The organism is Cyanobium sp. ATX-6F1 (assembly GCF_047395825.1).
GTDB lineage: Bacteria > Cyanobacteriota > Cyanobacteriia > PCC-6307 > Cyanobiaceae > ATX-6F1.
On sequence record NZ_JBCEBF010000001.1, the window covers coordinates 361,486 to 380,739 of the forward strand.

Here is a 19,254-nt window from a genome sequence, read left to right on the forward strand (position 1 = left end):
AAGCCAGGCCGCATCACGTCACCAGCTATTGCCACTGACGTGCTCACCGCTGAGCGGCAATCGAGAACAGCAGCGTGCCTGTGTTGATCAAGGCATGGAGGAACGGCAGCTTGGTGGACCCATCCACGAAAAAGCTCATCGCCAACTTGGCGCCCACCAATGCGGCGCCCTGGGGATAGCGCAGGTAGGTCCAGGGCTCCAGCACCCGGTTGCGCAAGTCAAAGCGCGCAAACCGCTGGGTGCCGTTGATGCTCAGGTAGAGATAGCGCCCGCCATTCGCCAGTGGGTCATGGGCACCGCAGGTGCCCGTGGTGAAGGTCGTCAGCCCCTTGTTGCCGTAGGCGATATCCGCCGACCACACCCCGGTGGCGCCGCCGGCCAGATCAAACAGGTCGATGATGTTCGCAGCACCACCACGGATCCGGTAGATGAAGCTGTGGCGTGCATTGCCGGAGGGATCACGGCCAATCCCGAAGCTGTGCTCACAGAAGATCCCAGCACCACCAGCGACAGCCGCCGCCGCAAAGCTGGACGTGTCCCAGCTGTTGGCGGTGATGTTGTAGGTGAAGACGCTGGTCTGGTTCGTGAACAGCAGGATCTTGTCGTCGTCGTTCTCGACCACGAACTTGGCGGTGGCCGATGGCGTCACCGTCCAGGCCGTCGCCACGGTCCAGATGGGCGAGCCGCCGGCCGTGTGAGACGCAATCCGGCGCCGTTGGCCCACCGCCGTCGGCGTGGCGGTGTCCTCCGTAATCCGGATCTGGAAGTTGCGGTACTCGTTGAGCAGCAGCGCCGGGACCGACGCGGTGCCCTGCACGATCGTGGTGCTCGTCGCGCCCGTTGTGGCGCTCAGCACTCCCAGGAAACCGGCGCCGGGTAGGAGATCGTTCGGGACGTAGCCCTCGCTCAGGGCCACCAGCGACGAGTCACTGCCGATCGTCGCCGGCAGGTTGGTGGTGGCCAGGTTGCCGCTGTAGCTGTTCGTGGCGATGTCGTAGTGCTTCCAGATCCCGGCCGCCAGGGTGCCCGCCGAGAGCAGGAACACCCGCCCCGAAAGGATCTCGTAGGTGTCACCCACCGCCGGCGTGAAGGTCAGCGCCGCATCGAGCGTGAGGGTCGGAGTGGTGCCAGCCGTGTTGGCCACGATCAGCCGTTCTTCCGTCTTGCCAGAACCACCGGCGGCACTGCCGATCACCCGCAGGGTGAAACCCACCCCATCACCACGGTTGGCGAGCTGGTTGACGGCCACGGCGGCAGGAAGCGCCGTGGAGAGCACCACAGAGGTGGTGGTATTGCCAGCCGCGAGGCTGCCGCGGGGCCCCTGGTGGGGTGAACAATCGAGCTCGCTCCCGCCCCGAAGGCGCCTGCCAGCGCCGGGCTGCTCAGCCCGATCCATTCATCGTTCTGCGGGCTGTAGGCCGAGAACGTGGTGGCATTGCTCAGCAGGTAGTGGAGCGGGTGCGCCTTGCCGCCGCCGCGCATGTCGAAGGCCAGCGAACTCCCGGCCGCTGATGCCGCAGGCGCAGGAGCCAGCGGCCGCCACTTGGGCAGATCGAGGATGTCCTTGAAGGCAAGCGTGGTGGGCATCGCGGTCGCTCAGAGGGGCGGAAAGAGTTGGGCGCTCGGGTTCATGTGATCCGCCCCCGGATGGACGTAGACCAGCTGGTCTCCATGCTCTCGAGCACCATCCCGGCGGCGTTCACACCACCGATCGAGGCCAGGTTCGTGACCGCGCCCACGGTCGTCACCGTCGAGCAGGTCGTCACCGTCGCAACGGTCGTCACCGCCGACACCGTGCCCACTGTCGTCACGGTCGGGAGCGTTTCACCGGTGAGCGAGACGCGGAGCTTGGCGCCCGCCGTGTCGAAGGTCATCGACAGGTCGGCCAGCACAGAGGCGACCTGATTGAGGCGCAGGGCCAGTCCCTCGGAGACCAGATTGGAGAAGGCGTTGCGCAGCATCAGGTTCCGTCCTCGATCCAGCAGGTGAGATCAGGGCCCAGCAGCTGCCACCACTCGTAGCGAGTGGCGCCGCTCAGTTCGCCGAAAGTTGGCTGGGCTGCCTGAATGAAGATCGGCTGACCCGGGCCGCTCGGCTCACCCTGGATCCCCTGGGGGCCCTGGGCGCCGGGCGCACCATCAGCACCAGCAGGGCCAACGGCCCCGCCAGCACCTGCCGGTCCCTTGATCGAATCGCCGGTGGAGTCCCAGCCCATGTGCTCCTGGCTCTACGACCCCTATTGCCATTGCCCAGCAATCCCTAGGCGCCCGGCATCAGCTCGTACACCTGGCCATTCAGGCGATTGAGGTAGAGATCGCCCGGAGCAGGCGGCGGATTCAGCGCCGCGCTCACGGGCGGCCCATCACCGGAATACCAGCGGGTGCCGCGACTGGCGGCGCCGCTGCCGTACATCACCGCCAGCGCAGGCTTGCCATCCACCGGGCTCGGCAGCAGCGCCAAGCCACCGTCCGGGTGCAGGCGCAGCCGCCACAGCTCCGTGGTGGAGCCGTTGTAGGCGCGCCCATCGAGGCCATCGCCCGGCACAAGGGGCTCCACACCGGCCAGGCCGCCGCTTCCATCGCCACCGCCGGAGAGCCCCTGCTGCACCACGCTCGGCGGAACCGGGCAACCCAGCAGCGCCACAGGCAAGCTGGCCACCGTCAGGCCGATCGACACCGTCACCGTCAGATCCACCCGATCGAGGTACACATGCCGCGGCATCGGCACCTCCCGCGAGAGGGCATCCCAGCCGATCGTCTCGATGCTTCCATCGCCCCAGTCCACCTGGATCGGCTGGGGCGCCTTGATCAACGGATCGATCGAGAGCGTGATCGGCGCTACAGCTATCGGATCACTCCAGAGCCGATCAGAGGGCATCCAGAACAACTCCAGCGCCTGGGCTGGCACCGTCCCCACCCGAAAGCCCAGCTGCAGCCATCGGTCGGCCTCGTGGTGCAAGACCCACTCCTCTTTACCCGGGCAGCCGTACGGAGGAAGCAGCCGCACCCGGCCGCTCTCATCGATGGGAGGCAAGGGGTAAGGCATGAGCAGGCGGTTCCTCGCGGGAGGTTGGCGCTATCTCCCTTTGCCAGCTGGCAGGGATCAGCCCAACAGGTCAGCGGGAATCGACGTGTCGAGTTCTGTGCTCGGAGCATCGAGGCCAGGGACTGGCTGGGGCGTCGGCTCGGTCGCCAGCGTCTCGGCCTGCTCCACCAGCTCGCTCTTGGTCTGAGAGGGGTCCAGGGCGACGCCATAGGTGGCCTCGACCTCCGCAACGATCTGAGCCTTCGTCATCGACGCGAAATCAGTCGCATCGGCAGGCGGCACCTCAGGCACAACAGGTTCGACTGCATCCGGGAGTGCTCCCGGAAGTGTCTCCACTGGTGGCAGCTCAGGCACCTCAGGCACAACAGGATCCACAGGCAGCTCGGGCACCTCAGGCTCAGCACGATCCTCAACGCCCGCGCTCGGATCGACGTTCACCGGCGGATGCACCTTCCAGCCTTCCGCCGCCCAGCGGTCGGAATGGACTGGGTACACGAACTGATCGTGTCGGCCCGATTTGGAGATGCGCAGCATCCCCTCGGGCGGCAGTTCCAGCACTGGATCGGTGTCTGTCAGTTCAAGGGGCACGGTCGGATCGCTGGGGGTGGTGGGGTCGGTCGGCTCCTCTGGGGGAGCATCTGGTGTCGGTGCGGTCGGAACCGTTGGATCCGTGCCCTCCACCTCCGGCTGCGGCGGCGCCCAGGGCCGCCCTGGCTTGGTCGGCTTGATCACCGGCTTGCCTGGCTTGTCAGGCTTGTCTTTATCGAGGTCGCTCATGGCCGCCTCAGTAGGTGAGGCTGACGTGGGCGCCGTTCGGGGTCGACGGCGTCAACGTGGCCTTGGCGTAGAAGAAGGCCGGCAGTTCCACGTTGGCGGCATCAGCAGGTGCCACCGCCAAACTGCCGCCCGCGATCGGGGCCTCCACCTGACCACCGGCGGCGGGGATCGCCACGGTGGCCGCCGTCACCCAGGTGCCGACGGTGCCGTCCTTGAGCAGCGGCGCCAGTTGGAGCACCACCGTCACCGCAACCGCAGCACCGGGGTGGCTGGCCAGCAGCGTGAACGCTCCGGCGGCATCGAGCGGCGTGGTCAGCCGCACCACCTCAGCGCTGACGCGGGTGCGCTCAAACGGATCGGTGGCGTTGTAGTTGACCCAGCCAACCAAGGTGGTGGCGGCGTCGATCAGTTTGTTGCCCTGTTGGGCCATGGTCGTGTCCTCTAGAGATGAAGAGATCAGGGGTGTGGCCTTCTGGGCCTATGGCCCTGGGGCCTATGGCCCTCAGGCCACAGCGGGGCCGACGTTGTACAGGCGACCGATCGCCTTGTCGTGAACCACCGCGTAGCCCACGTACCAATCGACGCGGGTGCGGAACACCGGGGCGTCCTGTACTTCGCCGAAGTCCCGCACCGAGATCCCGTAGCGGCCCTCGAACGGCCCCTGGATGCCGGTCATCAGCTCATCGCCAAGCGCCACGCAGTAGATCGAAGTGGTGTTCGCCGCCTCGCCAAAGCCCAGCACTTCATGGCCCTGGGCGTCCTGATCCACGACCAGGATCTCGGTGTCCTCGAACCAGTGGCGGCCGTCGATCACCTGATACAGATCGCCGCCCGCCTCACGCGAGGCATGGCTGATCTGGCGCCGGCCGGCCTTGCTGGTGAGGATCACCTTCTCGCCGCCCAGGGCGTTGACCGAATCGACCAGCGCCTCCAGCTTGGTGAGCTTGACGGTGCCGCTGATGTTGTCGACGGTCTGGGCCCCGCCAGGGACCAGCCGCTTGCTCAGGCCGTTGAACGCCCGCGGATCAAAGGTGGCGTCACCATTGATGATCGCCGCCTCCAGGGTGAGCCGCATCGAGCGCACCTTCTGCTCGGTCTGAGAAGCACGGGCCTCGGGGCCGTTGAGGTCAACGATCGAGCGGTCCACATCGAGATCACCACCAAAGAGGTGAACGAACTCGCTCTCCTGCGCCACCGCGCCGTAATCACGGCGGTAGCCCTCGTTCACGGCACGAAAGCCGACGCGGGGCAATTTCTTTTCCTTGGCGAACTGCAGGGCGCCGCCCGAGAGATTGCGGAACGGCAAACGACGAAGCAGCTGACCTTCCGTGAAGGTCTTGGCAACCGCGAGCCTGTCGACTCGGGTTTCGTGCTTCATCGCCTCGATCAACGTGAGGCCCATGGTCACTCCCGGGGCCTGACCCCAGCAACGTCACCACCTATTGCCATGGGCGAGCACGGGGGTTGGTGAGTCAGTCGCGGAGGAACACTTCGACGGTCGCGGTCACCCAGGTGGCCACTCCTGTGCCGAAAAAGTCCTGGTCCTCGCTCCAGATGGGACATTCCAGCTGAATGGCCAGAGCCAGTGCCGGCCAATCGCTCGGATCACGGATCCTTGCCTCGGCCTCCTGCTGCGCGGATTCGAGAGCTGAGTCATCCACGACCTGGACGATTCGCATCAAGCGCAGAAACGCCTCGTTGGTGATCTCAGGGTTCAGCTTCCGCTTCTCGCTCAACTCAGCGATGTAGTGGGCGGCTTCCTCCGTGTTGGCCTGGGCGACAAAGAAGTCGACACGATCGGCGTACTCGGCGATCAGAGCACTGACGCGGACGCCGAAAACGCCTCGGATCAAGATGTTGGCGTCGAGAACCAGGCGCTTGCGCTCTTTGCTCACGCCTTGTTCCTGGCACCCCGGGTCTGGTGCTGACGCCAGCCCTTGAAGTCAGTGGCAATGTCTTCTTCCGAGAGGCCGAGGCGCAGAAGCTCAGCCTGCATCTGACGGCTGGCCTCGATCAGCTGCTCCCGTTCGCTGAGATCAGGGTGCTGCGGCAGTGGAACGTAGAGGCCGATCGTGCGGCCGTGGCGGGTCACCTCGATCGGCGTCGAGGTTTCCAGATGAGAGGAGAGCTGTGCCCTGAGCTCCCGGATGCCGACGCGGCTCGCCATCACTGGATCCTGCTGATTGTGTACACACTTTAACGGCAAAAAGGTTGGGGCTCAGGGGATCCGCAGTGTCCACAGCGGCGCAAGGGCTACGCAAGCGGCTACGCCGCCCTTGCCCTCGCCGTGGTGGGTCTGCGGGTCCATCGCCCTGCCTGGCATGTCCATCCATCTGCTGCTGATCTCCCGCGAGGAGCGCCCGAGCTTCTCCTTCTCGCGGCTCCGGCTCGTGATCGCGCCCACCCCAGAGCTTGATCTGGCCACGCTGAGCTGGATGATCGATTGCCCGGCCAAGGCCATCGAGTTCACCCGCGTCGGGCCGGTTGAACTGGCCCATGGCGGCCAATGGGCCAAAAGGCGCCAGCTCGATTCCCTGCGTTGGCCGTTCCTGGATCAGCCCGTCATCCACGGCCGCGCCATCGGCCTGCGCATGGGAGCGCGCTGGCCTGGAGAGTCCGCCTGTCACGAGCCCTTTGCGATGCGGCCGCTCACCGAGTGGGAGGGCCGCAATGCGCTCCGTTGGCTGCGGGATGAAGCCCAGCCACTCAGCCCGCTTCTCTGCCCGGTGGATCAAGCCTTCGCTGGCAGCATCTGCCATCCGCTGCTTGTGGAGTATCGAGCGGCCGATCAGGCCGGCAAGCTCGCCATCCGCCTGCGGGTGTTGGCCGAGCGCAAGGCAGCCGCCGATCTGCTCAAGCCAAAGATCGAGGCTCAGATAGCTGCCGATCGGATCAAGTATCCGGTCGGTGCCTGGATGGCGCAGCAAAAGGTGGGCATGCAAGAGCTCTCGCGCCGCTGATGGCGGCGGGCCGGCCACTGGCCGGTTCAATCCCTGACGCCACTGTTCGTTGGTTGGTGGGTTGGCGTTGCGCAGGCCGCTGCATGGTGCGGGGTGGCCTCAAGGGCTGACGCAAGCGGCGGTGCCGCCCTTGACCCCACCCCGCGCTCCCATGGCGTCCTTCTCAACGCCCCAATGGCTTCTTCCTTCCGCCGCTCCGCTCTGGAGCGCCACAGCTCCGATTCGCTGGATCGCCTGAGCTTCTGCTGCCGCACGGCCCTGGTGCCACTGCCCCGGCTCGCGGATCTCGCCGAGCAGATCCTCTTTGAGCGCCAGCTGCTCACGCCCGCCAGCTTCCCGGCCTGGATGGAGCTGGAGCAGCTGCCCTATTGAGCGCAGCTCCGGCCCGGCTGCGGCCGGGCTTATTCGTAGTGCGTCCACAGCCTCAGCACCTTCACGATCCTTTCCTCGCGGAGCACCTCGTAGACGAGCCGGTGCTGGATGTTGAGCCGACGGGAGAAGGCTCCGCGCAGATCACCCACCAGCGCCTCATAGGGCGGTGGCTGCCGGAAGGGATCCTCTGCTAGGAGTTGCAGCAGCTGCTCGGCCTTGGCCTTCAAGGCAGGTGAGGCGGCAGCGAGCTTGCGGGCGTCCTTCTGCGCCTGCCTGGTGAAGCGAACGCTCCAGCTCACCAGCCGGGCTGATCGCTGAGATCTTCTGCCGGTGTGGCCAAGCCATCGAGGATCGACTCGCGCATCCCCGGGATTGAAACCAGGTGCAGGGTCTCCTGGATGGCATTCCAGTCGGCCTCCGAGAGCAGCACGGCATTGCCGCGCTTGCCGGTGATCTGCACCGGCTCATGGGAGTCGCCGACCTCGTCGATCAGGGCATACAACCGCTTGCGAGCTTCTGTCGCGGAAATGCTGGCCACCAGAGCAGAGCGTCAGGCACGTACGTCAAAGCGTACCGCTATCGCACATGGCAATGGGTTGGAGCTGAGAGCCCCTTGCCGCCATGTCCAGCACCATGACCCCCGAGCGGTTCCAGGACCGCTGGGAAGCCTTCAAGGGGGAACCCCAACAGGTCTCCGGCGTCTGGCTCCTCCACTCCGCCATTGCAGATCTCCCAGGCAGCGAGGTCGTGCTCGACGAGCAAGCCGTCTGGGCCCTCAAGTTCAGCGAGAAACCACCGGCTCCACCGGCTCCCCCAGCTCCCACCGGAGGCCTTGATCCACGCGGTTCAGAAGAAGCAGGCCTGGTGGGCCCGAAGATCGCCGCACCGGTCAAACAGGGCGATTCCTACCTGCTCGTCAACGACCGCGACGAGGACCTGGAGGCGTTTGATCACTCCGGCACGTTCCTGTGGAAGGTCCCCTGTCTGGCGCGGGGTCAGGGTGCCGACAACGACTGGAAACACACCAGCACCGACACCCCGCCTGGGCTCTACAAGCTCAGCACCGTCTACCCGGATTACGAGCACAACCACAACCCCCTGCAGCGATACCGCCATGTCCTACGGCTGGTACAGCTTCGATCTGGTGGAGCTGGAAAACCAGGAGGTGAAGGTCGGGCGCGCCGGGATCATGCTCCATGGCGGCGGCTCCGGTTGCGGTTGGCCCGGAGCCTGGGCCGCGAATCAGCCTCTGCTGCCGACGCTCGGCTGCATCCGCCTGCAGAACGTCGACCTGCGTGACAAGGTGCTGCCGCTCTACGAGAAGGGCACGGTCTATGTCGGCGTCTTCCAGGAGCCCTGAGCAAGTGGAGCAGCGGCCGTTCAACCGCGAGCGCTTCCTGCTGCGTCTGGTCGCCGTGGTGCTGATCGCTGAGGTCTCGCTCTACTCCTTTGGCGCCGGTGTCTGCGCCTGGCGCGGCGCTCAACAACTGGTGCCCCAGGGGGGCTGTGTACCCGCCTTGACAACGCCGTCCACACCGCCTTCGGCGTCGCACTCAACACGCTGCTGGCCTTGCTCGGCGGCAAGGCCTTGAGCGACAGCAACAGGCCGCCAGCTCCGTAGGGCCATGCCGGACTTCGCACGATCGGCAGGGGGCCCACATGCAGCTTTGGCTCTCCTGCTGCCAGATCACTGAATCGATCACAGCCCCCGCCTACCTGAGCCGCTGCATCAAAGGCGCCTTGCTCCATCACCTCCGCGATCACGGCCGCCTGGTCCGCGTCTCCCGCAGGGAGCACGAGAAGGGCATCCACCCCTGGGGGCACCACAGCCTGGATGTCACCGCAGCAGGCGCTTTCAGAAGCGCCCTCGATCTCATCGAGTCCCCCGATTCAGCCCCCCAGGAGGATGAGCCCACCTCCGCAGAAATCGAGGCGCTGCTCGATCAGCTGCCCGCCGCTCAGGCCGCGGTGATCCGGCTCCACATCCTCCAGGGCCGCTCCCTCCGCCAAGTGGCGGCCGAGCTGGGCATCAGTCCGATGAGCGCCCATCGCCGGGAGAAGGCCGGCCTGGCCACCCTGCGCTGTGAGCTGGCCTAAAGGCCCGAGGCCAGCGGGCCAGCTGCGGCTGGCCCAGCAGCCATCACAGCGGCAGATTCGGGGAGCATGTCTTCCAAATTCGGGGAGCTGCCGAGCCAAATTCGGGGAGCAGTTCGGGGAGCTAAACGCCTGGGGGTACGCCGCGCAGGCCCTCCCATGGTTCCCGGCGGGGCAAGGGCTGCGCAAGCGGCTCGTGCCTCGCCGCCCTGGCCCACGCCGGGATGGTCCATGGGGTCCTGCGCCTGGCTTCCCATGCCCCGCAACACCTTCCGATCCGATGAGCTGCTCGATCTGCTGCAAAGCTGCGGCTCTGATCTCGATGCCCTGCCCCTGGGTGCCTTCCACCTGCTGAGGGTGCTGATCACCCATGTCAGGGAGCAGGATCACCGCATCAGCGAGCTGGAGCTCCGCTGCAAGGAGCTGGAGCGCAAGCTGGCCCAGCTCACGGATGCCACCAGCCAGCCAGATTTCATCGAACTCCCGGCTTCTCTGTTCGAGGAGGCGTTCGCCGATGGCGAGGAGCCCCAGAAGAGCAGCTGAGTCCGTTGGGGTCGCTGCTCGGAGCGACCCCTTGCTGGGGAGGCTGTGCCGGGTTGCCGCAGTCTCCGCCGGGGGCAAGGGCTGCGCGAGGCGGCCTGGCCGCTGCGCGGTGGCCGCCCCTTGCCTTCCCGACGGACTGGCGGGCGTCCCGTCACAGCGCCCCCGAGGCGCTACCTGCCATGTCCTGCTATCTCGATGCGATCACCCGCAAGGATCCCGTCGCCGTGATCGAGCAGTGCCACCTGCACCTGCTGCAGATCCTGCGCTCTCAGCAATGCAACCCGATCCAGCGCTCCTGGATCAGCGATCAGCCCTATGGAGAAGAGGAGATCACCCTGCTGGAAGAAGAGTTGATCCCTGCGATGGAGGAGTTCCTCTCCCGCATCAAGGAGATCGATGATTGCCTCCTGGCGAGAGCAGGAATTTCTGGAGAGGTGCCAGCTGGAGGCCGTTCGTGATCGCGCTCCTGCCACTGAGGCAGCCGCCGCCTGAGGCGATCAGGGGCTGCCACGCGCCAGCCCTTTTGGGGCTCTGTCCCTCGGGGCCATGCCCCTCACCAGGCTTTGCCCTTGCGTAGGTAGCTCTCCAGTTCCGCCTTGCGGATCACCCGCGACTCGTGGTTGTTGCTGATCTGAACTAGGCCACCGGTCATGGCAGCCGTGGCTCGCCATGGGCCGGGTTCAGTCGGGACCGGCCTCGGGCACTCACCCAACAAGGCCGCCAGCTCGTCTCGTGCTCCAACCACCTGTCATCGTGCCGCTCACTTCTGTTGCCAGGCCCAGCAGGTCGAGCGATCTGACGGTGGGGGTGTGTCGCGCGGGCTTCCTCATGGTCGCCCCACGGGCAAGGGCAATCGGGCGAGCGCAGCTGGCCTTGTCGCCGTGAGTCGAGTTCCAGCCGTGGTAGCTACCATGGGTCATTACCAGATCAGGGGCATCCGATGGACACCGCACGTCTGTTCCAATCGGGCCGCAGCCAGGCGGTACGGCTCCCGAAGGACTACCGCTTCAGCGGCAACGAGGTGGTGGTGAAGCATTTCGGCAACGGCGTGCTGCTGCTGCCCATCGATGACCCCTGGCAAACCCTGGAGGCGGGGCTGGCAGCCTTTGAGCCGGGGTTTGTGATCACGCGCGAGCAACCCGAAGAGCAGATCCGAGAAGCGATCAGCCCATGATCTTGCTCGATACCAACATCTGTATTTACATCATCAATGCCAAACCAGCCGCTGTGCTGGAGCGGTTCAAGAACTACCGACTTGGAGAGATTGGCCTCTGCAGTGTGGTAGCTGCCGAGCTGGCCTTTGGTGTTGCCAAGAGTAGTTCGGCACGCAACCGTCAGGCTCTGGAGATGTTTCTGGCCCCACTAACGATACTGCCCTTTGACGAGCGCGCCGCCTGGGCCTACGGCGACCTGCGTGCGGAGCTGGAACGCCGGGGTACACCGATTGGTTCACTCGACACGATGATCGCGGCCCATGCCCTGAGCCTGCAGGCCACGCTGATCACCAACAACACCCGTGAGTTTGCCCAAGTGCCCGGTCTGCATGTTGATAACTGGGCACCAACGGCGTAAGGCGCCGCACAGGCGCTTTGAACTCCACAGGATTCGAATCACCAGGCCTTGCCGCTCCGCAGGTAGGCCTCCACCTCAGATTTGCGGATCACCCGCGACTCGTTGTTGTTGCTGATCTGCAGCAGGCCGCCACTGATCCTGGCCGACACGCGCCAGGGGCCAGCTGGTTCCTGTGGCGGCGGTTCACGGTTGGCAGAGCCACGGCTGGCAGAGCCACGAATGGCCGGAGGCATCAGCGCAGCCACAAGACGTCAACACCCCTTGCCAGCGGCAACCGTGGCCTGGCAATGGAGCCTGAACACAAGGAGCCCAGCCATGCCCGCCACCATGATCAGCGCCAGGTCGATGAAGGCCCCGGCTCAGGTCGCCCGGGTCCACGCCAAACCCCGCACCGGCATCTGGCCCCAGCAGGTGGTCGGCGCACCGGGCGTTGCCTTTTCCGTCGCCATGGCCCCCTCGCGGGGCAGCTTCGATCGGCAGATGACGAAGACCACCCTGCCTGTGCCGTCACGGGTGCGGCGCACCGGTGGCTGGAGCAGCGGCAATCTGCTCAGGATCTCTTGAGCGCTGGACGAACGGGGCGGTGCACCCCATAGCCACGGCACAGGCACGGATTCAGCCTGAGTCCTCGAAGCAAGCAAGCCGAACGATCGCTCTGCTTACAGGGGTTGAGGGATCGTTGGTTGGCCATCACCCAGCGGGTGAAGGTTTCACGATTCAGTTGACCACTGGCGACGGCCAGCACAACCGCCTCGGCAGCATCCACGCTGGCGGAAAGCTCAAATCCATTGAGCACCAAGGTGGTCTCCATGGCGGCATGGCCGACGCGCTTGTTCCCGTCCACGAAGGGGTGGTTCTGGATCAGCGAAAAGCCCAGAGCTGCTGCTTTCGCGATCAACCCTGGGTAGAGATCAACACCGGCAAAGCTTTGGCGAGGCTGGGCCAGAGAGGCCTCCAGCAAGCCCAGATCGCGTAGGCCGGTCATGCCACCACTCTGGTGAATCAGGCGACGGTGCAGTTCCAGCACCTCTGCCAAGTGCAGCCAACGCATCAAGCCAGGCGTTGATAGAGCACCTGGTTCTTCTCAAGAACCCGTTGCGCGGCAGCATCGAAATCGGCGGACTGATGAGCCAGCAGATCCCGTACGGCTGCAGCGGCCAACTCCGCCTCTGGTACCTGGAGCCGAGCGGCAGCCTCGCTGAGCGCCTGGGCCTGGTGGTCGCTGAGTTCGATCGCGATCGCCATGGAAGCTTCTACTCGCTTTCCAACGATGGCACCTTCCTCGGCTGATAGTGCCCCGTGAACCACCAGAAGGGCCATTGGGGACTGACTCACCTGGGGATGGGTCGCGCGGGCTTCCTCATGGTCGCCCCACGGGCAAGGGCTGACGCAAGCGGCTCGGCGACAGGCGCCGTCGCCGCCCTTGCCTGCGCGGGGCACCACTCGGGCGTCCCGCGCTTTGCCTTTCATGGCCGCGTCCAAGTCCCGCTCACACAAAACCTTCGCTGGTCCCACGGCTGAGGAAAAGATTCTCGCCTCGTTGATCGAGTTGATGGAGGCCGGTTCAGCTCCCTGGCGCCGGCCATGGGATGGCAGCGGCGGCGGCCACCACGTCAACTTGATCTCGGGTCATCGCTACCGCGGCGCCAATCCGATCATGCTCACACTTGGGATGCACGTTCGGGGATCGGCCCTGCCGTTCTGGTGCGGCTTTGCCGAGGCCAGGAAGCTGGGGATCTTCCCCAAGAAGGGCAGCAAGGCGGTCTGCATCCTGCGGCCCCAGCTACACAGCTGCGAGGAGGCAAGCGTTGGCGGTGAAGTCAACGTGCGTAGCTGGGCCAGCTACCGGCCGGTGGCGGTCTTCAATGCATCTGATCTTGAGGGAGCAGCACTGGCTGGCCTGATCGAAGCCCGCAATGCAGCGGAAGGCGTGGAGTCCAAGCCGGAGCCCGAGCGCCTGGGGGCCGCCGAGGCCGTGCTGGGTGCCTGGCCGGCGCCGGTCAGCTTCGGGGGTGATCGAGCCTGCTATCTGCCGGCGATCGATCGGATCCAACTCCCTGATCGCGCCAGCTTCCACTCACCAGCGGCGTTCTGCGCCACCTGGGCCCATGAAGCCGTCCACTCCACCGGCCATGAGTCGCGCCTGAAGCGGGATCTCGGCGGTGTCTTCGGGAAGGCGCGTTATGCCCGCGAGGAACTTGTTGCTGAGTTGGGGGCGGTGCTGCTGGGTGATCGGTTGGAGATCGGCAGCGAGATCGAGAGTCATGCCGCCTATCTCGGCCACTGGATCGAGCTGCTCAAGGAATCGCCCAGGGTGCTGTTTCAGGTGCTCAGCGAGGCGCGGCAGGCGGCGGATCTGATTTGTCCTGAGGCGGCTGGGCAGCTGGAGTCCCAGGGCCTGGCCCTGCCCACTTGAATGGTTACGAACCGTTCTCTCAGCTGGAGGCCCTGAAGCTGAGGTGAAGCACATCAGCGAAAGCTGGCCATGGTTGCTGGTTGCAGGAATCTGGTGCTTCGCAGGAAACGCCGACCAAAACACGCTGAGCCCCCATAACTTGCGTTGACACGAAACGGCATGGGGGAATTGGCTTGTTGGACCTGGGGGCTTCCCTGGCGATGCCAGGATCAGGGCAAAGGGGGTGGCTGGGGGCGTTGGCGGAAGCTGCAGTCGGATCCATGCGCTACTGCCTGAGCTTCACCGCCGCCAGCCTGAGGCCCGAACTGGCGGCCGTGATCGCCAAAGTGCACCTGCAAGAGGGGATTGGCGCAAGACCAAGGCGGCCGTCTTGGAGAGCAACGCCCTCCAAGCCCGATCCGCCAGCACCGCAAAAAGGCTGGAGTCGGAATTGCGGCAGCGCTTGCAGACCCTCACGCCTGCCCAAATGGAACTGCTGGCCAGGGGGACGAGCGAGGAGCGCAGGGCGATGGCCTGGCTGGCGGTGCTCAAGCGGATCCAGCTGGCCTGCGATCTAGTGCAGGAGGTGCTGGCCAAGAAGCTGGTCGGGATGGATCCGGTGTTACGCCGCTCCGAAATGGTCGCGTTCTATGACCTGCAGGAACGCCACCACCCGGAGCTGGCCAAGGTGGCCCCGTCCTCGCAGCAGAAGATCCGCTCCACCCTGTTGCACATGCTCCGCGAAGCGGGGCTACTCGCCGGTAAGTCCGGAAAAGGAGGAACACTTGGAATGGTGCAGAGCTCCTCGCTCACAGCTCAGGCCCAGCAGCTGGTGACGGAAGACGATCCAGCTCTGTTAGGCGGCTTCCTACTCAGCCCACCGAGCCTGCGAGCGATTCAACCCACCGCGGCGAAGCCAGCAAGCCGTAAGCCAGCAAGCCGCACCAAGAGGACGGCATGAGCAGCAGCGTCGCCGGCCTCGACAAGCGTCTGCAAGAGATCCTCATGCGGCCGGAGTTCCTTGAGATGCGTGGCGTCGCCAAGGAAGTGCCGATTTTCATTCAGACCTACAACCCCGCCGATGAAGATCAGCTGCGGTTGGTGGTGAGGGGGTGGAGCAGCACCTGCGCAAGCAGGGTCTGCGAGTGAAGCAGGTGGACCTGTTTGAGCTGGTGCTGCAGCTGCTGGAGGCCAAGGGATACCTGGATGTGGTGCTGCAGGAGGAGGCGAGTTGGAGCAAGAGCGATCTATTCGACACCCTGCAGAACGTGGCTGAACCCACATCGGCCCTGGTGCCCAAGCTGATGGCTGACCTGGGCGATGACACCCAAGTCAGCCTGATCACCGGCTCCGGCCGCGTTTACCCGTTCCTGCGAACCCACACGATCCTGGAGGCACTGCAGCCGGCGATGGTGCGCCATCCGGTGGTGATCTTTTTCCCCGGCGAGTATTCGCAGGACGCCGACGGCGGCTCCTACCTGCGCCTGTTCGGCACCAGTGCCACCACCAAGATCGAAAACCCGCATTACCGCGCCACCAACCTCGACTACTTCGACATCAAGAGCTCATGACTGCCTCCACCATCCGCGAGCTGTTTGCCAAGCCGGTTGATCGCCCGATCGACGGGGTGATCAAGGCCGACGACGAGCGCCACCTCGAGATCGAGCTCGACGAGTACGTCGTGACCCGGGAGGTCAGCAAAGGCCTGGGTGCCTTCACCGACGCCTACTTGCACAACCCCACCGCCAACGGTGTGTGGATCTCAGGGTTCTTTGGCTCGGGCAAGTCGCACCTGCTGAAGATGCTCTCGCTGATGCTCGATGGCGAGAAACGGGTAGGTGAGCAGGGCAGATTGCCGGTGGAGATCCTCCTGCCCAAGGTGGAGGATGAGATCATCCGAGCCGATCTCAAGAAAGCAGCGGCGATCCCGGCCCGCAGCCTGCTGTTCAACATCGATCAGAAGTTCGATGGCATCGGCGGCACCCACGAGGCACCGATCCTCGAGGTGTTCATGAAGGTGCTCAACGAGCTGCAGGGCTACTACGGCAACCAGGGCTATGTGGCCCAGCTGGAGCACGACCTCGACACGCGCGGCCAGTTCGAGGCCTTCAAGCAGACGTATCAGCGCCTCAATGGCCGCAGCTGGGAGCAAGACCGCGACGCCCTGGCCACGGTGACCAAGCGCAGCTTCGCGCGGGCCTATGCCGAACAGTTCGGCGGCAGCGAAGACGATGCCGTGAAGGTCATCAATGACGCCAAGGACAGCTACCGCCTCTCGATCGAGGGTTTTGCCGCCCGCGTCAAGCAGTATCTCGACAGCCAGCCAGCAGGCTTTCGGCTCAATTTCTTCGTGGATGAGGCGGGTCAGTTCATCGGCCAGGAACGCAGCCGCCTGCTGAATCTGCAGACCGTGGTGGAAAGCCTGGCCACCGCCACCGATGGGCGGGCCGCGGTGTTCATCACCTCCCAGGCCGACCTGGAGAACATCCTGGGGCAGGTGAAGTTCGAGCAAGCCGATGATCTGAGCAAGATCCAGGGCCGCTTCAAGACCAAGCTCACCCTGGCCAGCGCTGATGTGCAGGAGGTGATCCAGCGGCGCCTGCTGGCCAAAACACCCGATGAGCCTGAACAGCTGATCGAGATCTACGAACAGGAGAAGGACAACTTCACCACCCTGTTCCGCTTTGGCGATGGCTCCCTGCAGCTGAAGGGCTGGGGCGACTGCCAGAGCTTCTGCGGCCTCTATCCCTTCCATCCCTACCAGCTGAGCCTGTTCCAACAGGCGATTCAGAGCCTCGCGGCCCACAGCGTGTTCGAAGGGCGCAACATGGCGGTGGGGGAGCGCTCGATGCTCTCGGTGTTCCAGGAAGTGGCCAAGGCGATCAAGGAGCTACCCGTGGGGCGCCTGGCCAGCTTTGACCAGCTCTATGACGGTATCCGCGATGTGATCCGGGCCGACAAGCAGCAAACGATGGTGCTGGCCCAGAACCAGGTGGGTCCGCTGGAGCTGCGCATCCTCAAGGCCCTGTTCCTGCTCAAGTGGGTGCCCCAGTTCAAGAGCACGGCGCGCAACATCGCCATCCTGCTCATCGATGAACCAAGTTTCGACATCCGCGCCCATGAGCAGGCGATCAAAGAGGCCCTGATCAATCTCGATTCGCAGTCGTACCTACAGCGCAGCGGAGAGCTCTACGAATTCCTCACCGACAAGGAAAAGGATGTGGAGCAGGAGATCAAGCGCACCGAGGTGGCGGATTCTCAGGTGATCAAGGCCCTGCACGGGGTGGTGTTTGACGACGTGCTGCGCAGCAACAAGATTCGTTTTGAAGACAACGGCAACGACTACCCGTTTGCCCAGAAGATCGACGACGGGCTGGTGAAGGGCAAGGAGTCTGATGTGGCTGTGAACCTGGTGACGCCGGAGCACCCCCATTACAGCAGCGAGGCGGTGCTGCACAGCCGCAACTTCGGTGGCACCGAGCTGATGGCGATCCTGCCGTCAGAAGGCCGGCTGCTCGATCAGATCCGAAGCTACCTGAAGACCGACCTCTACATCCGCCAGAACACTGGCGGCGACGACGAGACGCTGAACGCGATCCTCGGCGTCAGGGCCCGGCAGAACACCAGCCGGCGCCAGGAGATCAACTTGCAAGCGGCCGCCCTGCTGCGCAAGGCCACCCTGGTGGTGAATGGCCAGACCCTCTCGGCGGGAGAAGGGGAACCGGCCACCCGCTTCAGCAAGGCGTATCAGGAGCTGATCCGCTCGGCCTTCCCCAAGCTCAAGATGATCCACGGCAACTTCAGTGAAGCCACCGTGGCCAAGGTGGTGAAGGAGCAGGACGACCTGCTGGAGGGCTCGGCGATTCAGCTCTCAGAAGCGGAGCAAGAGGTGCTCGTGGAGGTGGAGCGCCAGCAGAAGCTGGGCGAGCGGCTCAGTGCGGAAGATCTGGTGCGCAAGTTTGAGGCCAGGCCTTACGGGTGGGGCAACTGGGCGACGCTCACCTTTGTGGCGCGGTTGTATCGGCTCGGGAAGCTCGAGCTGCGGGAGAAGGAACTGCTGAGCAACGCCCAGGTGATCGAGGCGCTCACCAACAGCCGCCGGCTGGCTGGTGTGGGCGTGCGCAAGCAGGAGCAGTTCGATGCCAGTGCGGTGAATGCGCTCAAGCGTTTCCACCAGGAGCTGTTTGGCGTGCAGAGCAGCGGCACCGATGCTCGCAGCACCGGTGAATCGTTCAGAATGGTGATGGCGAATGAAGCACAGGAGCTGCGGGAGATCGCCACCAAGGCTGATGCCTATCCCTTCCTGGCCGAGCTGAAGCCCTGGGCCGCGAAGGCTGAGGAGCTGAGCAAGAAAGACGACGCTCATCTGCTCAACCAACTGACCAGCTTCAAGGGCGACTGGCTGGACGGCGAGCAAGAGCTGCTGACCCCGATCAAGCAATTCCTCAAGGGCAACCAGAAGGCGGTGTTTGACCAGGTGAAGGCCTTCGAGGCCAGCTACCGCGATGAATTCGCCGACTTGCCAGAACAGCTGGTGAAGAGCCTGACCACCTTGCTGGCGAGCACGAGGCCCTTTGCCGGTGGTCTCGTCCCCCAGGCCAACAACGCCATGGTGGAACTGCAAGGCCAGCTCAAGCAAAAGCTGCAACAGGCCCAGGCTGCAGCCCTACTGGTGCTCGAGGAGCAGGAAACCCGCCTGAAGGCAGATGCCGCCTTCCAGAAGCTCAACGACGAACAACAGAGCCAGGTGCTTCAGGCCACCACCCAGGCGAAAGCGGATGTGAAAACCGCCGCACAACCGGGCCGCGTGGCCCTGCGGGTGAACCGTTACCGGCAGGAGGAGGTGCCCCGGCAACTGCAGCGGATCGCGGCCTTGAGCATGCCTCAGGGAGTCGAAGCGGTGGCGCCGATCAAGGTGGTAGCGGCCTCGAACCTGAAGGTGAACTGCCCGCTCAGCCAGATCACCAGCGGCCAGGAGCTGCAGCAGTGGCTCGATGCCCTACGGACAGCAGCCCAAACCGAGCTGGATCAGGGGCATCGGATCAGCCTTTGAGGTTCCAGACCGTTTTCATTGACCACGCGATTGACCCACCTGCTAACCCCTCCTGATCCATGACCGTCAACACCGCTGCCCTGAAATCTTTCGCGCCGGCGATGCGCCGTCAGCTACTGGTGGCCGTGGGCCGAAAGCTCGATCTGCTGCTCAACAGCCAGACGACCGACACTCTGGCGACCTACGCCAGCCAGATCGCACAGCTTCGCGAGCAGGAGGCGGAAAACCGAGCGGTGCTGCTGGAGCGGGTGGCCTACAGCTGGTTCAACCGGCTGGCTGCGCTGCGATACCTAGATGCCAAAGGCTGGCATCCGTTTGGCTGCAGGGTTCTTATGCCCGCCAGTGAAGCCGAAACCCAGCCGGAGCTGCTCAAGCTGATGCGCTCGGGAGGCCTGCCAGCCGAGCTCAAGCTGCACACCAACGAAGATCGGCTCCATGGCCTA

Annotated in this window: 30 protein-coding genes; 16 read left to right on the top strand and 14 right to left on the bottom strand. The window is 64.7% G+C overall.

The window, feature by feature from the left end:
• Positions 1-43: 43 nt before the first annotated feature.
• The 10 genes from AAF143_RS02260 to AAF143_RS02305 all read right to left on the bottom strand — a co-directional run bounded on the left by AAF143_RS02260 (position 44) and on the right by AAF143_RS02305 (position 5,989).
• Positions 44-1,276 (bottom strand): hypothetical protein, encoded by a 1,233-nt coding sequence (locus AAF143_RS02260; protein ID WP_414026457.1) that lies wholly within the window; start codon positions 1,274-1,276, stop codon positions 44-46.
• Positions 1,192-1,587: a hypothetical protein gene (locus AAF143_RS02265; RefSeq protein ID WP_255005429.1), complete on the bottom strand. Its 396-nt coding sequence runs from the start codon at positions 1,585-1,587 to the stop codon at positions 1,192-1,194. The genes AAF143_RS02260 and AAF143_RS02265 overlap by 85 nt, the downstream gene beginning before the upstream one ends.
• Before the next feature lie 41 nt (positions 1,588-1,628).
• Positions 1,629-1,961, bottom strand: a complete 333-nt coding sequence (locus AAF143_RS02270; protein WP_255005431.1) for a hypothetical protein — start codon at positions 1,959-1,961, stop codon at positions 1,629-1,631.
• Positions 1,961-2,215 (bottom strand): hypothetical protein, encoded by a 255-nt coding sequence (locus AAF143_RS02275; RefSeq protein ID WP_255005907.1) that lies wholly within the window; start codon positions 2,213-2,215, stop codon positions 1,961-1,963. The genes AAF143_RS02270 and AAF143_RS02275 overlap by 1 nt, the downstream gene beginning before the upstream one ends.
• A 44-nt stretch (positions 2,216-2,259) precedes the next feature.
• Positions 2,260-3,033 (bottom strand): hypothetical protein, encoded by a 774-nt coding sequence (locus AAF143_RS02280; RefSeq protein WP_255005432.1) that lies wholly within the window; start codon positions 3,031-3,033, stop codon positions 2,260-2,262.
• A gap of 69 nt (positions 3,034-3,102) precedes the next feature.
• Positions 3,103-3,822 (bottom strand): hypothetical protein, encoded by a 720-nt coding sequence (locus AAF143_RS02285; RefSeq protein ID WP_255005433.1) that lies wholly within the window; start codon positions 3,820-3,822, stop codon positions 3,103-3,105.
• Between the two features lie 7 nt (positions 3,823-3,829).
• Positions 3,830-4,252, bottom strand: coding sequence for a hypothetical protein (locus AAF143_RS02290; protein WP_255005434.1), 423 nt, complete (start codon positions 4,250-4,252; stop codon positions 3,830-3,832).
• Positions 4,253-4,324: 72 nt separating this feature from the next.
• Entirely contained in the window at positions 4,325-5,224 is a 900-nt protein-coding gene (locus AAF143_RS02295; protein WP_255005435.1) for a major capsid protein, read from the bottom strand.
• A 70-nt stretch (positions 5,225-5,294) separates the two neighbouring features.
• Positions 5,295-5,717, bottom strand: coding sequence for a PIN domain-containing protein (locus AAF143_RS02300; RefSeq protein ID WP_255005436.1), 423 nt, complete (start codon positions 5,715-5,717; stop codon positions 5,295-5,297).
• Positions 5,714-5,989 carry a prevent-host-death protein gene (locus tag AAF143_RS02305; RefSeq protein WP_255005439.1) on the bottom strand — a complete coding sequence of 92 codons (276 nt, stop codon included), beginning with the start codon at positions 5,987-5,989 and terminating at the stop codon, positions 5,714-5,716. Before AAF143_RS02305 ends, AAF143_RS02300 begins: the two co-directional genes overlap by 4 nt.
• Positions 5,990-6,143: 154 nt before the next feature.
• Between AAF143_RS02305 and AAF143_RS02310 the strand changes: the two genes are divergently transcribed.
• Together AAF143_RS02310 and AAF143_RS02315 are read left to right on the top strand one after the other, a co-directional pair.
• Complete coding sequence (locus tag AAF143_RS02310) at positions 6,144-6,782, top strand: hypothetical protein (RefSeq protein WP_255005440.1); 639 nt, start codon at positions 6,144-6,146, stop codon at positions 6,780-6,782.
• Between the two features lie 174 nt (positions 6,783-6,956).
• Positions 6,957-7,154, top strand: a complete 198-nt coding sequence (locus AAF143_RS02315) for a hypothetical protein (protein ID WP_254938858.1) — start codon at positions 6,957-6,959, stop codon at positions 7,152-7,154.
• Positions 7,155-7,183: 29 nt separating this feature from the next.
• Here AAF143_RS02315 and AAF143_RS02320 read toward each other — a convergent pair whose 3' ends face one another.
• Positions 7,184-7,453, bottom strand: coding sequence for a Txe/YoeB family addiction module toxin (locus AAF143_RS02320; protein WP_254938857.1), 270 nt, complete (start codon positions 7,451-7,453; stop codon positions 7,184-7,186).
• Entirely contained in the window at positions 7,450-7,692 is a 243-nt protein-coding gene (locus tag AAF143_RS02325) for a type II toxin-antitoxin system Phd/YefM family antitoxin (protein WP_255005442.1), read from the bottom strand. The genes AAF143_RS02320 and AAF143_RS02325 overlap by 4 nt, the downstream gene beginning before the upstream one ends.
• Positions 7,693-8,268: 576 nt before the next feature.
• On the opposite strand from AAF143_RS02325, the gene AAF143_RS02330 reads away from it, so the two are divergent.
• From AAF143_RS02330 to AAF143_RS02365, 8 genes are all read left to right on the top strand, one after another.
• Positions 8,269-8,514 carry a hypothetical protein gene (locus tag AAF143_RS02330; protein ID WP_414026458.1) on the top strand — a complete coding sequence of 82 codons (246 nt, stop codon included), beginning with the start codon at positions 8,269-8,271 and terminating at the stop codon, positions 8,512-8,514.
• Positions 8,515-8,518: 4 nt separating this feature from the next.
• Positions 8,519-8,746, top strand: coding sequence for a hypothetical protein (locus AAF143_RS02335; RefSeq protein WP_414026459.1), 228 nt, complete (start codon positions 8,519-8,521; stop codon positions 8,744-8,746).
• A 67-nt stretch (positions 8,747-8,813) separates the two neighbouring features.
• A complete protein-coding gene (locus tag AAF143_RS02340; RefSeq protein WP_255005445.1) occupies positions 8,814-9,251 on the top strand; it encodes a sigma-70 family RNA polymerase sigma factor in 438 nt (145 codons plus the stop codon).
• Positions 9,252-9,503: 252 nt separating this feature from the next.
• Positions 9,504-9,791 (top strand): hypothetical protein, encoded by a 288-nt coding sequence (locus tag AAF143_RS02345; protein ID WP_255005447.1) that lies wholly within the window; start codon positions 9,504-9,506, stop codon positions 9,789-9,791.
• A 179-nt stretch (positions 9,792-9,970) separates the two neighbouring features.
• The gene (locus AAF143_RS02350; RefSeq protein ID WP_414026460.1) at positions 9,971-10,249 is read left to right on the top strand and encodes a hypothetical protein; all 279 of its coding nucleotides are present in this window, start codon (positions 9,971-9,973) and stop codon (positions 10,247-10,249) included.
• A 482-nt stretch (positions 10,250-10,731) separates the two neighbouring features.
• On the top strand, positions 10,732-10,965 hold the full coding sequence (locus tag AAF143_RS02355; protein WP_255005453.1) for an antitoxin: 234 nt from the start codon (positions 10,732-10,734) through the stop codon (positions 10,963-10,965).
• Positions 10,962-11,363, top strand: a complete 402-nt coding sequence (vapC, locus tag AAF143_RS02360) for a type II toxin-antitoxin system tRNA(fMet)-specific endonuclease VapC (RefSeq protein ID WP_255005454.1) — start codon at positions 10,962-10,964, stop codon at positions 11,361-11,363. The genes AAF143_RS02355 and vapC overlap by 4 nt, the downstream gene beginning before the upstream one ends.
• A gap of 315 nt (positions 11,364-11,678) precedes the next feature.
• Entirely contained in the window at positions 11,679-11,927 is a 249-nt protein-coding gene (locus tag AAF143_RS02365; RefSeq protein ID WP_255005455.1) for a hypothetical protein, read from the top strand.
• On the opposite strand, the gene AAF143_RS02370 is transcribed toward AAF143_RS02365, so the two are convergent.
• Positions 11,914-12,414 carry a type II toxin-antitoxin system death-on-curing family toxin gene (locus AAF143_RS02370; RefSeq protein WP_414026461.1) on the bottom strand — a complete coding sequence of 167 codons (501 nt, stop codon included), beginning with the start codon at positions 12,412-12,414 and terminating at the stop codon, positions 11,914-11,916. The two genes, AAF143_RS02365 and AAF143_RS02370, sit on opposite strands and share 14 nt — an antisense overlap.
• A 44-nt stretch (positions 12,415-12,458) precedes the next feature.
• Between AAF143_RS02370 and AAF143_RS02375 the strand changes: the two genes are divergently transcribed.
• The 6 genes from AAF143_RS02375 to brxC all read left to right on the top strand — a co-directional run bounded on the left by AAF143_RS02375 (position 12,459) and on the right by brxC (position 18,811).
• Entirely contained in the window at positions 12,459-12,653 is a 195-nt protein-coding gene (locus AAF143_RS02375; protein WP_255005461.1) for a hypothetical protein, read from the top strand.
• Positions 12,654-12,831: 178 nt separating this feature from the next.
• Positions 12,832-13,779: an ArdC family protein gene (locus AAF143_RS02380; protein ID WP_255005469.1), complete on the top strand. Its 948-nt coding sequence runs from the start codon at positions 12,832-12,834 to the stop codon at positions 13,777-13,779.
• A gap of 223 nt (positions 13,780-14,002) precedes the next feature.
• Positions 14,003-14,719 carry a BrxA family protein gene (locus tag AAF143_RS02385; RefSeq protein ID WP_414026462.1) on the top strand — a complete coding sequence of 239 codons (717 nt, stop codon included), beginning with the start codon at positions 14,003-14,005 and terminating at the stop codon, positions 14,717-14,719.
• The gene (locus AAF143_RS02390; RefSeq protein ID WP_414026463.1) at positions 14,716-14,907 is read left to right on the top strand and encodes a hypothetical protein; all 192 of its coding nucleotides are present in this window, start codon (positions 14,716-14,718) and stop codon (positions 14,905-14,907) included. The genes AAF143_RS02385 and AAF143_RS02390 overlap by 4 nt, the downstream gene beginning before the upstream one ends.
• On the top strand, positions 14,871-15,329 hold the full coding sequence (locus tag AAF143_RS02395) for a DUF1788 domain-containing protein (RefSeq protein WP_414026464.1): 459 nt from the start codon (positions 14,871-14,873) through the stop codon (positions 15,327-15,329). The genes AAF143_RS02390 and AAF143_RS02395 overlap by 37 nt, the downstream gene beginning before the upstream one ends.
• Complete coding sequence (gene brxC / locus AAF143_RS02400; protein WP_255005473.1) at positions 15,326-18,811, top strand: BREX system P-loop protein BrxC; 3,486 nt, start codon at positions 15,326-15,328, stop codon at positions 18,809-18,811. The genes AAF143_RS02395 and brxC overlap by 4 nt, the downstream gene beginning before the upstream one ends.
• 290 nt (positions 18,812-19,101) lie before the next feature.
• Here brxC and AAF143_RS02405 read toward each other — a convergent pair whose 3' ends face one another.
• On the bottom strand, positions 19,102-19,248 hold the full coding sequence (locus AAF143_RS02405; protein WP_414026465.1) for a hypothetical protein: 147 nt from the start codon (positions 19,246-19,248) through the stop codon (positions 19,102-19,104).
• Positions 19,249-19,254: the final 6 nt, after the last annotated feature.

Bases quoted from the DNA above. Each gene is read 5' to 3' on its own strand.
- AAF143_RS02290 (WP_255005434.1), bottom strand. From the start codon at position 4,252: ATGGCCCAACAGGGCAACAAACTGATCGACGCCGCCACCACCTTGGTT.
- AAF143_RS02310 (WP_255005440.1), top strand. From the start codon at position 6,144: ATGTCCATCCATCTGCTGCTGATCTCCCGCGAGGAGCGCCCGAGCTTC.
- AAF143_RS02370 (WP_414026461.1), bottom strand. From the start codon at position 12,414: ATGCGTTGGCTGCACTTGGCAGAGGTGCTGGAACTGCACCGTCGCCTG.
- AAF143_RS02315 (WP_254938858.1), top strand. From the start codon at position 6,957: ATGGCTTCTTCCTTCCGCCGCTCCGCTCTGGAGCGCCACAGCTCCGAT.
- AAF143_RS02345 (WP_255005447.1), top strand. From the start codon at position 9,504: ATGCCCCGCAACACCTTCCGATCCGATGAGCTGCTCGATCTGCTGCAA.
- AAF143_RS02340 (WP_255005445.1), top strand. From the start codon at position 8,814: ATGCAGCTTTGGCTCTCCTGCTGCCAGATCACTGAATCGATCACAGCC.
- AAF143_RS02365 (WP_255005455.1), top strand. From the start codon at position 11,679: ATGCCCGCCACCATGATCAGCGCCAGGTCGATGAAGGCCCCGGCTCAG.
- AAF143_RS02355 (WP_255005453.1), top strand. From the start codon at position 10,732: ATGGACACCGCACGTCTGTTCCAATCGGGCCGCAGCCAGGCGGTACGG.
- AAF143_RS02265 (WP_255005429.1), bottom strand. From the start codon at position 1,587: ATGCCCACCACGCTTGCCTTCAAGGACATCCTCGATCTGCCCAAGTGG.
- AAF143_RS02270 (WP_255005431.1), bottom strand. From the start codon at position 1,961: ATGCTGCGCAACGCCTTCTCCAATCTGGTCTCCGAGGGACTGGCCCTG.
- AAF143_RS02330 (WP_414026458.1), top strand. From the start codon at position 8,269: ATGTCCTACGGCTGGTACAGCTTCGATCTGGTGGAGCTGGAAAACCAG.
- brxC (WP_255005473.1), top strand. From the start codon at position 15,326: ATGACTGCCTCCACCATCCGCGAGCTGTTTGCCAAGCCGGTTGATCGC.
- vapC (WP_255005454.1), top strand. From the start codon at position 10,962: ATGATCTTGCTCGATACCAACATCTGTATTTACATCATCAATGCCAAA.
- AAF143_RS02380 (WP_255005469.1), top strand. From the start codon at position 12,832: ATGGCCGCGTCCAAGTCCCGCTCACACAAAACCTTCGCTGGTCCCACG.
- AAF143_RS02295 (WP_255005435.1), bottom strand. From the start codon at position 5,224: ATGGGCCTCACGTTGATCGAGGCGATGAAGCACGAAACCCGAGTCGAC.
- AAF143_RS02285 (WP_255005433.1), bottom strand. From the start codon at position 3,822: ATGAGCGACCTCGATAAAGACAAGCCTGACAAGCCAGGCAAGCCGGTG.
- AAF143_RS02275 (WP_255005907.1), bottom strand. From the start codon at position 2,215: ATGGGCTGGGACTCCACCGGCGATTCGATCAAGGGACCGGCAGGTGCT.
- AAF143_RS02350 (WP_414026460.1), top strand. From the start codon at position 9,971: ATGTCCTGCTATCTCGATGCGATCACCCGCAAGGATCCCGTCGCCGTG.
- AAF143_RS02390 (WP_414026463.1), top strand. From the start codon at position 14,716: ATGAGCAGCAGCGTCGCCGGCCTCGACAAGCGTCTGCAAGAGATCCTC.
- AAF143_RS02405 (WP_414026465.1), bottom strand. From the start codon at position 19,248: ATGGAGCCGATCTTCGTTGGTGTGCAGCTTGAGCTCGGCTGGCAGGCC.
- AAF143_RS02305 (WP_255005439.1), bottom strand. From the start codon at position 5,989: ATGGCGAGCCGCGTCGGCATCCGGGAGCTCAGGGCACAGCTCTCCTCT.